The 12,434-nt window shown below is 45.3% G+C and carries 11 protein-coding genes and 1 riboswitch; of the genes, 3 read left to right on the top strand and 8 right to left on the bottom strand.

What is annotated here, in order from left to right:
* Window positions 1-530: 530 nt before the first annotated feature.
* Window positions 531-1,100 (bottom strand): CGNR zinc finger domain-containing protein, encoded by a 570-nt coding sequence (locus AAIH57_RS04535; RefSeq protein ID WP_430020699.1) that lies wholly within the window; start codon window positions 1,098-1,100, stop codon window positions 531-533.
* Between the two features lie 131 nt (window positions 1,101-1,231).
* On the opposite strand from AAIH57_RS04535, the gene AAIH57_RS04530 reads away from it, so the two are divergent.
* The 3 genes from AAIH57_RS04530 to AAIH57_RS04520 all read left to right on the top strand — a co-directional run bounded on the left by AAIH57_RS04530 (window position 1,232) and on the right by AAIH57_RS04520 (window position 4,725).
* Window positions 1,232-1,729, top strand: coding sequence for a DinB family protein (locus AAIH57_RS04530; RefSeq protein ID WP_430020698.1), 498 nt, complete (start codon window positions 1,232-1,234; stop codon window positions 1,727-1,729).
* 81 nt (window positions 1,730-1,810) lie between these two features.
* Window positions 1,811-1,959, top strand: a riboswitch (FMN riboswitch).
* Between the two features lie 145 nt (window positions 1,960-2,104).
* Window positions 2,105-3,085 carry a DMT family transporter gene (locus AAIH57_RS04525; protein ID WP_430020697.1) on the top strand — a complete coding sequence of 327 codons (981 nt, stop codon included), beginning with the start codon at window positions 2,105-2,107 and terminating at the stop codon, window positions 3,083-3,085.
* 143 nt (window positions 3,086-3,228) lie between these two features.
* Entirely contained in the window at window positions 3,229-4,725 is a 1,497-nt protein-coding gene (locus tag AAIH57_RS04520) for an amidase (protein ID WP_430020696.1), read from the top strand.
* 255 nt (window positions 4,726-4,980) lie between these two features.
* Here the strand turns inward: AAIH57_RS04520 and AAIH57_RS04515 are convergent, their stop codons facing one another.
* From AAIH57_RS04515 to AAIH57_RS04485, 7 genes are all read right to left on the bottom strand, one after another.
* A complete protein-coding gene (locus tag AAIH57_RS04515) occupies window positions 4,981-5,574 on the bottom strand; it encodes a GNAT family N-acetyltransferase (RefSeq protein ID WP_430020695.1) in 594 nt (197 codons plus the stop codon).
* A gap of 7 nt (window positions 5,575-5,581) precedes the next feature.
* A complete protein-coding gene (locus tag AAIH57_RS04510) occupies window positions 5,582-6,196 on the bottom strand; it encodes a TetR/AcrR family transcriptional regulator (protein ID WP_430020694.1) in 615 nt (204 codons plus the stop codon).
* 475 nt (window positions 6,197-6,671) lie between these two features.
* A complete protein-coding gene (locus tag AAIH57_RS04505) occupies window positions 6,672-7,964 on the bottom strand; it encodes a DUF4179 domain-containing protein (protein WP_430020693.1) in 1,293 nt (430 codons plus the stop codon).
* Entirely contained in the window at window positions 7,940-8,476 is a 537-nt protein-coding gene (locus tag AAIH57_RS04500; protein WP_430020692.1) for a sigma-70 family RNA polymerase sigma factor, read from the bottom strand. Before AAIH57_RS04500 ends, AAIH57_RS04505 begins: the two co-directional genes overlap by 25 nt.
* 362 nt (window positions 8,477-8,838) lie before the next feature.
* Complete coding sequence (locus AAIH57_RS04495; RefSeq protein WP_430020691.1) at window positions 8,839-10,371, bottom strand: methyl-accepting chemotaxis protein; 1,533 nt, start codon at window positions 10,369-10,371, stop codon at window positions 8,839-8,841.
* Window positions 10,365-10,871 carry a PDC sensor domain-containing protein gene (locus tag AAIH57_RS04490; protein WP_430020690.1) on the bottom strand — a complete coding sequence of 169 codons (507 nt, stop codon included), beginning with the start codon at window positions 10,869-10,871 and terminating at the stop codon, window positions 10,365-10,367. The genes AAIH57_RS04495 and AAIH57_RS04490 overlap by 7 nt, the downstream gene beginning before the upstream one ends.
* 340 nt (window positions 10,872-11,211) lie before the next feature.
* Complete coding sequence (locus AAIH57_RS04485; RefSeq protein WP_430020689.1) at window positions 11,212-12,345, bottom strand: serine hydrolase domain-containing protein; 1,134 nt, start codon at window positions 12,343-12,345, stop codon at window positions 11,212-11,214.
* Window positions 12,346-12,434 lie beyond the last annotated feature (89 nt).

Here is a 12,434-nt window from a genome sequence, read left to right as displayed (position 1 = left end):
GCTGGCTGTGCAAGTACGAACTTGCGTCTTATGACCTACTAGATATAGCTCCAAAACCAATAGCCTTTTCTCGTATTCCTTTCCAGCTCTTTATAATAGAAAAAGACCCCGTACTGCTTCGCAATAACGAATCAGTACGAAAGAAAGAATTTAACCTGTTTTTATATAGTGCACCAGCATGAATCCAGCGCTCAGGTTTTAGATGACTGTAACGACTATATGTGAAATAAATGGCCAAACCGATATTTGCCGTATTATTTTGTGCTATTAGGGCGAATAATATCGTGATCTGATGGAGGGGATAGAATATGAAAATCGTTTTAAAATAAAACTGCGTATAATTTATATTATGCGCAGTTTTTTAACGTCTTATTTTCGATAAAAATGATTTATTATTCGTTGTTAGTTGCAGTTATGAGAATGGAGGCTATTTTCGTCCGTTTTCACTGTCCTCAGCATGCGAATCGTGTCTTCATATGAGATGGGCAGGCACCAAAAACATGTCAAAGAGCCACATTGATCAATGCGGCTTATCTTTCTAAATTATTCTGTTGCTCCCCTTTTCGTTTGGCGCGAAATCTTCTAACCTTCATTAGATTGCCACACATCTTGTCATCACAGTATTTCTGCGTGCGGCTCCGGGTATCATCGTAGAAGACCCAGCGGCAGTCTGCATTGTCACAAATTCGAATCCTCGCTCCTTCACCTTGTGTGAGTGTTATGGCAAAATCAGCGGCGACCTCTGCCATCACCTGCTGCCAATGAGCTCCCACAGGAATCCACTCCACTCTCAACTGCTGTTTGTCAACGCTGAGCTTTCGATGTCCACGTCCTTTCTCCATAATAGCGTTCAACCACTCCCGTTCCTCATCCGTTAATGATGCTCCTTCAGAGAGACGGGTTGCCACAGCCTGTAATTCAATTCTGAACTTTCTCATGGATGTCTCTTCTTCAATAGAAGCAGGTATCGATGCCTGCAAGCGCCACTGTTCTAGAAACCGTTGCTGCCATTCGGGCTTGGCCAATCTATCTTCCGATCGATCTCCGCCACGCCAGTCGTGATAATCACTGTTTACAAAGTCTGTCCAAAGTCTGTCCATACGTACCTCCGCGAAGATGTAACTATCTTAATCAATAATTGGTGGTTACATTCAACTTATTTTGTGTTACATTAATTGTAACGACATTTAAGTACTTTAGCTAGTTACCACGAATTCAGGGAGGAATATGAATGAATACCATGGCAACAGATCTATTGCTGATTCAAAAAGATGACACATGGGATCAATGTAATTGGATTGTACCGTTGGCTAAGGCGCTGGAAGGACTCACAGCCGAGCAGGCTGCCTGGATTCCTCCTTCCGGTGGACTAAGCATCTGGCAGTTGGTTAACCATATGTATTATTACAATAACCGCTTGTTGTATCGTATTCAGGGAACCACACCTTCTCAGCCCGCAGCTGACGACAACGTTTCCACTTTTGGGGATTCAGGGGATCCCTTAAATACCGATGGCTGGAACCAAGTCATACAAGACACTCATAGCGTATCTGCCGAGCTTCGAGCACAGATAGCCTCTCTACAGCAATCCGATCTCGAAGCTCCTAATATGAATACAGAGGAAAAGCTGGGACATGAACTCGCCCGCTGGGTTTTACACGATGCATATCATGCGGGACAGATCGTACTGCTCCGCAGGCAGCAAGGGAGCTGGAATATCGTCTTCTAAAAAAACACTTGAACTGCTAGCGCTTACAGGAATAAGATGAACTTATTAATGTTACAACTTGTACACACACTATAAATTGAATAGGATCTTCGGGGTAGGGTGCAATTCCCAACCGGCGGTGATGTTCTTCGGAACCAGCCCGCGACTCGCTGTTGACTGCTATGGACGACGGCGACTGACTTGGTGTGACTCCAAGGCCGACGGTACAGTCCGGATGAGAGAAGATCAACACATGACATATCCCTTCAGGGGAAGGTTTCTTTCCTGATGATATGTCCATGGATGAGCCCCCGTTTATTTGGTGTATGCCAAAACGGGGGCTTTTGTCGATTTTGCCAACTGAAGATTCCGTGTTCTGACGAAGGAGTCCTGAATATGGAAAAGACCCAACATGCATCAACTGTTTATCGCAAGGAACGAAGCAACACCGGATTTTGGCTCGTTGTTCTCGGTGCAGCCCTTTGGGGTGTGGATCCGTTGTTCCGCATTATTTTATTACAAACGATGACCTCTACCCAAATTGTACTGGTGGAACATATCATTGTGAGTCTAATCGCTATTCCGGTCCTCTGGAAATTCCGCGCCGATCTGAAAAATCTTCGAGCCCACCACTGGATTGCCGTCATCTTTATTTCATGGGGTGGCTCAGCACTGGCAACGGTTTTATTCACGCTGGCACTTACACACAATGATCCGAACACGGTACTGTTACTGCAAAAGATGCAGCCTATCTTCGCGATTGTTTTGGCCAAGATACTGCTCAAGGAAACATTACCGCGCCGTTTCGGCTGGTTATTCATTGTTGCTCTTATAGGAACTTATCTGCTTACGTTCGGATTTACACTTCCGCTTGGAAACTGGAACAACTGGATTCACGCAGGCAGCCTGTTGTCCCTTGGGGCAGCGGCCTTATGGGGTGGCTCTACGGTAATGGGACGACTGATGCTGGGGCAAACCCGTTATGAAACGGTCACCTCCCTTCGCTTCGTCGTAGCTCTCCCGCTGTTGATCTTTATGACCTGGAACGAAGGTGCTGCCTGGACATTACCTTCGGGTACAGGCGAACAAGCGGCTGTTGCGCTTAACATTTTGGGTCAGGCCCTATTGCCTGGATTACTGAGTCTGCTGTTGTATTATAAAGGTCTCTCATCCACCAAAGCCTCGGTGGCCACACTCGCGGAGCTTAGCTTCCCGATGGCGGGTGTGCTTGTAAACTGGATTGCTTTCCGGACGCTTATCACCTGGGAACAATTACTTGGATTCATTTTGATCTGGGTTGCCCTGTTCGCCATATCCAAACAGCAGGAACGATCCTCCACGGCTGCAGACGCAGCTCCAAAGCTTCGGACAGACTAATTAAGATGATATAAATAAATGAAAAGGCACTGACGCATCTCCATAGATGTGCAGTGCCTTTTGTCTTTTAACAATTCCAGTGGTACGATGACATATGGAGTGAATGTTGTAGTCATTAATATATTTGGAGAGGAACGATCATCATGTCTTCATTTTCATATACTTCTTACGATGCCATTGGTTTGGCTGAATTGATTCGAGCACGGGAGGTTACCCCGGTTGAATTGTTGGAAGCGGCCTACGCACGTTTGGAAGAAGTTAATCCGCAGCTTAATGCGGTCATTCGTACATATGAAACACGCGCCCGTACGGAAGCGGGGTACGTTCGCCCGGGCGAACAGCCTTTTGCTGGCGTGCCATTGCTCCTTAAAGACATTTCCCAATCGCTGGAGGGTGAGATTCTGACTTCAGGTTCTCGTCTGCTGAAGGATCATCGGGCATTACGCAATTCAAATTTTGTAACCCGTCTCCGTGATGCGGGCTTTGTAATTATTGGACATACGAATACACCGGAATTTGGCCTGAAAAACATTACCGAGCCGCGTCTTCACGGGCCTAGTCGCAATCCATGGAACACGAATCACTCTCCTGGAGGTTCAAGCGGCGGTGCCGCAGCAGCTGTTGCTTCAGGAATTGTCCCGCTGGCCGGAGCCAGTGATGGTGGTGGGTCGATCCGAATTCCTGCCTCCTTCAGCGGGCTATTCGGACTCAAACCCACTCGTGGACGGACACCTGTAGGACCAGGAGTTGGTCGCCAATGGCAAGGTGCATCCATTGATTTTGCGCTATCCCGTACCGTGCGAGACAGTGCAGCGCTGCTGGATACGCTCCAGGTGATTCAGCCTGAGGCTGCGTTTCATGCTCCTCTCTTTCCGGGCAGTTATTTGGCCGATATGAACTATCCTCATCAACGCAAACTGAAGATTGCATATACCACGGATTCACCAGTAGGCACCCCGGTAAGTGATGATGCCAAGGAAGCCGTATTCAAACTCGTCCGCTGGTTGGAAGAACAAGGTCATCACGTTGAGGAAAAACTGAGTCCGGTCAACGGCGTTCGATTGATGGAGAACTACTATATGATGAACAGCGGTGAAATGGCGGCAATGATCTCTTCCATGGAACATGCTATGGGCAGACCCTTGACCTCGGGCGATATGGAGATTGAATCCTGGGTACTGGCTGAAGCGGGCAAAAAGGTATCGGCCGCAGAGTTCGTTCATAGTCTTGCTGAATGGGACGTGGCTGCTGCGCAAATGTCTGCGCTATTTGAACGGTATGATTTTTATGTAACACCCGTTAATGCTTTTCCAGCACCTAAAGTTGGAGAATTAACACCTAATGAAGAGCAAATTCAACATCTGATGCAGATTAGCGAATTGGACAAGCTGCATCAGCAGCAATTGATCTATGAGATGTTTGAGCCTAGTCTCACCTATACCCCATTCACCCAGCTCGCCAATCTGACAGGTCAGCCAGCGATGAGTGTTCCATTACATCTTACGCCTGATGGCTTGCCCATGGGTGTGCAGATTATGGCAACCAAAGGGCGTGAAGACTGGCTGCTCCATCTGGCTGGTCAGTTGGAAACATCCGGACTCTGGATTGGCATGAACGGGAATCCGCTTTTCCCTGCTTAAAGTAAAGAACAGGATAGCTGCTTAATTCCGCTACCACTTATATAACGTAAGGAGTAACGGAGTTAAGCATGCATTTGAGTCTCTACTAGTTGATTTAGGGTAATGAGATGATTCGATTGTCTTTTTCACTAACATTAAAGCACTATGTGTAATGAGCTTTTGTTTTAAATAATTTAGTTTACATAATAATTATTACGTTTTTATTTTTTTTCCATCATTATGATATAAAGTATTCTTACCAGAAGGGTTCATCGACTACTTCTTGTATTTCCACGAAACAATGTAATTAATGCCGATTTTTTGAGCTCGTTTCTTGGGGATTGGTCTGCGTTTGTATTTTTCAAAACCTAATTTTGAATACATTTTCATGGCAGGAATATTGGTATCGGCCACTTCCTCAATCAAGTAAACCTCATAAGGGGTATGCTTGATGATGTGCAGAATTAATTGTGATGCAACGCCTTGCCCTCTGAATTCGTTCATCGTCCCTACAAATTCGATAGAACCTACCTCGTTTGAAGGCTGAACAAAGGGTGCTTCAAATTCTTTCTTTAGAAAAATCCCAGCCAATGTACCCTTGTAAAAGCCTAAATGTTTACGGAGTTCCTTTATATCCAGTTTTACCGAGTGTGAAGTCCCATCCGTGCAGGCAGCCATTCCCACGACTTCTTTGTCATTTAGCGCTACATAAAATTGATCCATTACAAACATATGGGCAAACGTATCGGCAATCTTTAGCGGATCTTTTGAGAAAAAGCCAAGCCATTGCGTGAATCCATCAGCAAATATTTTACTTATCCCTTGTCTCACATCAAACTCGGCTTGATCTGCTCTAACCACTCGAAACATAACAGGATCACTCCTTTTCCTTCATTAGAAATGCAGTGATGATGGTCGGTGAAGGCACGGTGAAGCCACTCTTAAGCAAAACTTTCATTTCAGCCAAACCCTGAATCGAAGCATACAAAAATACAGCCATTTCTTGCGCATCACCGGAACGAAAATCTCCACGCTGCTGACCTTTGCGAATGAGCTGTACCGTAGAATCCATAAACTGGCTATTTACGTGAAGGATTTCTTCATATTGCTTCGAATTTGTGTCGGCTCCAGCCAAAAGAGATTGATTGATTAGAATTAGCAGATTAGCCAGATCTTCCCCATGACTTAAATCGCAGTATACTTCGTCTACAAACTGTGCAATTAACTCTTTAGGAGAATAATCGGCTTGGTTGAAAAAAATAATATTGCGTTTTAAACCTTCAACTGCGTAGGTAACCAATTCATGAAATAACTCTTCCTTTGTTTTGTAGTGTCGATACAATAGTCCGATACTGATACCTGCTGAGTCTGCGATATCTTGAACATTCGTTGAACCGTACCCTTGATGGACAAATAATCGCATCGCAGACGCATGAATTTTCCTCTTGGTTGCTTTGCGCATTTCTTCGAACTGTTCCTTGCTACGCGGCAAACGACCTCTCTCCTTTTTTTGAGTGAGTTTTTACTCATTATAAATTGATTGTATTCACCATCACAACGCTTAATTACAAGTACAGATTGTTATTTGCGCTCGAGCATAGAAAAAGGACAGTTGACCGCTACAGATCAACTGTTCTATCTATTTTCTGACTTACCCCACTCTTTTGATGAAAAGGGAGATTATCGGCTTGGCTTGTCATTTTTGTTTGCCAATAGCTTATCACACTGATCTCAACGGCTGTACCGATTGCACCAAAAAACTGATTGAATCCAAAAGGCAGAGAAATCGTTGCATCTTTCAAATTAATTTTGATGGACTAAGTAGATAGAACTATGAAATATTGTATATAACACTGCTTCGGGATTTATTGCCACAAACGAAAAAAGACGCTTTAATCAACCGCCCTTTCGAAGGGCGGTTTTCTTTTAGGTCAAACAACTTTAACAACTTTAAGATTTAACATAACCTACTCTTCAAATGGATTTTGCTGAAACAATGATCTCAAATGGACGGTGACTTCGAGATCCCTGAGATAATTCGTTGGATTAAACATTGGTGTGGTGATCTGGATTGAGTCGGCACTAATAACGTCAGAGAACGTAATTTCATATTTATCACTTCCTTGGATACGAATCGGCGGGCTGACTCTCGGGAAGGGATTACCCGTACGATCATTAAGCCCAATATCTCTCACTTGTTCATAAATACGTTCCCCTGTAACTTCGAAAGTAAGCGTTAGTTTGTTATCCTCCAATTTCTGATCTAAGATAATAAGAGATCCAACTTCTCCTTGTGGGACAGTGAGTGGCTTCCCCTTCCATTCCACATTTATTTCTGCCGTTGTATAGGCGGTACTTGTATAAGGTGTGATTGTGACTTTGTCCGGCAGGGACTCAAAGGGTTCAAAATTGTACTTGTATTCTCCACTGCTCGGTGTTCTCCAGCCTTGATTACTCGTAGTCCTTAAAACATGTCCGTGTTCATCTTTCATCTGAAACTTCAATGTCCCGATTGAGCTATCTGTATCTTCCATATGAAAGCTTAGCTCAGTTGTTGTTGGATACAGCGAAAGTTCATCATAAATCATTTCTGTCCCGTTCCATGTTCCCGATTTTGCAATCGGAATCGTTTGATAGCTTCCTTGAAGCTCGATTGGAATCTCAGCATAGATTGCTGTCTCATCTAGGGATAATATACCTAGGGTAAACTTGTCTGGCAATTTTTCATTTGGATCTATCTGTAATCTTCCAGCATACGTCCCATTTTCCAAGTATAGAGCAGGGCCATCCGCAGCGTAGTTTGAAATGCGCTTGCCATTCACTGTAAAACTGATGTTATTTTGAAATCCAAAAATATTTTTGTCATGATCTGTGGCAACCCAGCCAAGATGGATATTCGAACCATCATATAAACTCTCTGTAAACGTAACTTCCTGATCGCCGATTCGAACCTGCTGATTGAATTTTTGCGATAAACCTAGCTGGCTTCCCCTCTTCACTCCATCCTCCCCCCCCAGCTCGAATACAGACCCAATGAGAGGGATCGATTTCATGGCATCGGCAAAAGCTGGAGACAAGGATGTCATACCGACTGTAATCGCTAAGGAAGCCACGACTGCTATTAAAGTATAAATTAGTGGTCTATGGTTTTTTTTATGTTTTTTTGTCAATTTATTAAGCGTTTGGTCAATGAGCTCATCCATCTCTTCAGGAAATGGATGATTTACTTTACTTTTTAATTGCCGCTCCCATTTTTCCATGCGTAGCCCCCCTCATTCCCTAGAATAAGCCGTGCATTTTCACGAGCGCGGCGTAACCTCGTTTTAATTGTGTTCTCCGGCTTTTGATAAATTTCAGCCAAATCCTTGATGGAGATATCATTAATGTGATAGAGCTCAAGGAGTTGTCTGTCTTCCTTAGGCAAACTTGCCAGTAGCTGTTCCAGTTCAATCTGTTCATATCCGACCTCATGTGTAGAAGGAAAGACAAAATCACCTAAGTCAGTAACTTTTTTATTTTGCCGATGGATTAGATTACATTCGTTAATTACAATGCGCAGCAGCCAAGTTTTGAAAAATACGGGTTTACGTAATGTTTTGATCTTTTCGAATGCTTTCAGGATCGCCTCTTGCATCGCATCTCTGCAATCCGCATCCCTTGTAAGTATCGTTCTTGCCACTTGGTACATGACGACTTTATGTGATTGTATTAGATTCTCGAAGGCCTGAACGTTGCCTCTTTGAGCTTTCCTCACTTCCTGGGGTACGTCCAATAAGTATCCCTCCTTCTCTATAGACGAATGTTAGATGCACAACATCGCGGTAAGGTTTCAAAAAAATTGAAAATTCCCGAGAAGAGTGAACCGACCGTTAGTTAATTAAGATGACAATAAAGAAGACATATAGAGCCTTATAACTCACGATTGATACATACTCAAAAACGCTGCATCAATTATATCAGTTCAATAAACAGGATGAATTCAAGAAAAAGTAAAACAACCGCAACCCTATATAAAACCGGGAAACGGTTGATGAGAGTAGGCTCTAGATAGATTTAATCTTGCAACCTACTTAATACGGAAAAAGAAGCATGTACTGATTTTCAAAATCAAATTGTAACTTATAATGTTGTATATTAGATTTTGAACTTCTCCGTCAATTCCTGAAGGCTTGAAGCCATGCGTGCCAGATAGGTAGAGGATGAGCTGATTTCCTGCATCGAGGCGAGCTGCTGCTCTGTTGCTGCCGATACAGTCTGGGCACCTGCCGCTGTTTCCTGGGACAGATGGGAGATGTCCTCAATGGCTGCGACAACATGGGAAGTCTCCTTCACGATATGATCTGCCATAGAAGATACTTCGCCGGCTTTTCCATTTACCGTATCTACGGAGAGGTTGATCTCTTCAAACAGACGTCCGGCATTGTTGATGACTACCATCCCGGTTAAAACCTCCCCCATCGCCGCACTCATGGAGCCTTCTGCCTCTTTGATTCCATGATGAATGGAACCAATCAATCCGTTTACCTGTTCGGCAGAATGTTCAGCCTGTTCCGCCAGTGACCCCACTTCCCTGGCAACGACTGCGAACCCTTTGCCGTGTTCGCCTGCTCGAGCGGCTTCAATGGAAGCATTTAACGCGAGCAAATTCGTTTGGCGAGAAATATCGGAGATTACCCGGATAATTTGTTCAATCTCCTTCGAGATCAGAACAAGGTGGTTGATACCATCTGACACGTGGTTGACAGACTGATGGATGCTGCTCATTTGGGACACGGCCCCCTGGATCGCTTTCCCACCTTCCTTCGATTTATACGCCGCCTGCTCTGTGGCCAAGGCCGTAGCAGAAGCATTATCTGCGATATGACCAATGTTTGCAGCAACGTCATGAATGGTTCGCAGGCTTTGTTCAACCAGCACAACCTGTCTCTCGGCACCTTCCGCCATCCGTTCGATAATTTGAGTGATATGCCCCGTTGAAGCAGCACCTTGTTCGGCATTCGCCGATAACTGTTCACTAGCGGCTGCAAGCTGACTGGATGAATTCGCTACCTCAGATACGATGCCATTCAGAGATCCAACCATGTGGTTAAAGGCCGTGCCCAACTCACCGAATTCGTCCCGTGAAGCAATGCTTGTATTACGGCTCAAATCTCCTTTACTTACTTCATCCGAAAATTCGCTTAACGTTTTTAGCGGCTTGGTGATGGAACGCACGATGACAACGGTTAGTCCCATGCCAAGGAGAACAAACGTGAAGATAACCAGTAGTGTATTGTTCCAAATCGGTTCTGCCGCCTGTACGACCTCGATCGGCGAGCGATCGCAGGCAATCTTCCATCCAGTCAACGAGTTGGTGATGTATACAAGTTCTCGGATTTCACCTTCTGGAGATGTTTGTTCGATCTGTCCGGATTCTCCGTCCAGCATGGCTGTTGGACTTCTTTCTCCCCCTTGCAAATCTCCCTGTTCGGTACCCGAGGAAGCGTTCGGCGGCACGACTCCAGATTCCGGTGCTTCACCTCCCGTGGCAGAATCTTCTGCTCCCCATGAAGGAGACACAATCATGGAACCATTGGCACTAAAAATGACAACAAAGCCATTATCGCCAATTTTAATATTTCCCACGGTTTCCTGGAGCGTGCTCAAGTCCAGCATGATGGCTACCACGGATTTTCCGTCATTGGACGCTTGGCCACGTCTACAACCGTTTCACCCGACTGTTCAGAGGTATAAGGCTCCGTCAGCACGACTTTGCCACGATCGGCAATTGCTTTTGTATAGAACGCGCTTTCCTTCGGATTGTAGCTGCTTGGTTCACTCCAGGTGCTTGATACGTAATCGTACTGGCCGTCACTGCTAACAAACACTGCAGCTTGTGCTTCCGAATGATTGCTAGCGTAGGCGTTCAAAAGTTCCTCAGGTTCTTCTGCAGACGCAATGGACACGGATAATTGCCCAACATCCGAAATTTTGCTTTGTATGTATTGATCGACCATACTGCTCACGAGTGAAGTGTCCGTATCAGCCATATTGGCGAGTTGTGTGTCTACTTGATTTTTGGCTGTAAAATAAGAGAAACCTCCAATTGCCAGGCTGGGTAGCAGCAGCATGGCCAGCAATGAAGCAGCCAATCGTGATCGGACCGATCTCATTTTTTTGATTTTCATATGCATTTCTCCTTGTCTACGATGTCGCTTATTATGTATTCTGCTTGATTTAGCAGGGTGAAGCTGTTGGCTCAAAGAATTCACTCAGAATTGAAAAAGTTCTCCTCAGGCTCAAATCAAATATAAAACAGCTAGCTTAAATGAAACTGAAAGCACAAGCCTTGACCATGTCATCTGTTGGAAGCCTTTGAGAATTACAATCGGAAGTATGAAGTTACAGTTACTTTTCTAATATAAAAAAAGGAACGCGGCATAGTCCGCGTCCCTGTTCTTCTTCATTTGATGAATCACACTAATGGCATCCGAGTCAAACAACATTAAGTATCAAACTTATTTTGCCTTACAGGCAGGAATACACGACATTTCGCAAACGTCTCTGAATGTAAGGCTCCTGGCTGTTCAGCAGGTGCTGCGCATACATGACAGTAAGCCCGGAGTCCGGATCGATGATGGCCATGCATCCTGCAGCACCACTCCAGCCAAATTCGCCAAGTGGACTGAGAGAGCCGCTTCCGGACTTGGAGACGTGAGTGCGTACACCCAATCCGTAACCGTACCCACCCATGTGATCCCAGGAGTAGTCCGGGCGGGTCATGTCATTCAGATGATCTGTTCGCATGAGATCCACTGAAGCCTGTGACAGGATTCGAACGCCTTCCGGACTGGTTCCGCGCCCAGTAAGCGCGTTCAGGAACAACGCGTAATCGCTAACCGTAGATAAAAGCCCGGCGCCGCCGCTCTCCAGTTCGGTGCCTACCCGGAATCCATTTCCGTCCAGACGTACGGCTTTTTCAAGTTCATCATTATACGCGTACTGCGGAATCAGTCGGGCCTTCTGATCTTCGTTCAGATCGAAAGCTGTATCGTTCATGCCAAGCGGACCAGTGATTTCTTCACGCAGATACGTCCCAAAGCGTCTTCCGCTTACAACCTCCACCAGAGCTCCTAGGACATCATGGCACATGCTATAGTTCCAATGCGTGCCTGGTTCGAACAGAAGCGGCTCTTTCGCGAGCGCTTTCGCAAATTCGCGGGTCGGCAATGTTCCGTTTGTATTCTGCACCGCTTCCTGGATGGAGGGTGCACCAACGTCATAGGAGAACCCAGCGGTCATCGTAAACAAATCGCGTACCGTAATCGGCCTTGTTGCTTTTTCCAGCCTGACCTCTCCATTTGGCAATACATTCTTCACCTTCATATCTGCAAACTCCGGCAGATAGTCGGACACCGGATCACTGAGCAACATATGCCCTCTTTCTACAAGCTGAAGCGCTGCGACGCAAGTCATAATTTTGGTCATGGAGTATAGGTTGAAGATGGCCCCATCACCGATGGGCGTTTTCTCCTCCAGGTTGGCGTAACCGTTCCGATAGTGGAAAACGGTATCATTTTGATGCATAACCAACACTTCTGCCCATGGAATCCTCCAGGATGTAATGCGGTCAATGAATGAAGCAAGCGGTTTAAAGTCCATGTTTCCCCGTCCTTTTATGTAAAGTCGTTATCCTTGCGCAATGTGGTCCATGTTCAATACCACGATGCACATACTATAAATATACGACC

The sequence above is a fragment of the Paenibacillus sp. MABNR03 genome, from assembly GCF_050455445.1.
In the GTDB taxonomy this organism is placed as follows: domain Bacteria; phylum Bacillota; class Bacilli; order Paenibacillales; family Paenibacillaceae; genus Paenibacillus; species Paenibacillus xylanilyticus.
This window is presented reverse-complemented; position numbering and strand designations above follow the sequence as displayed.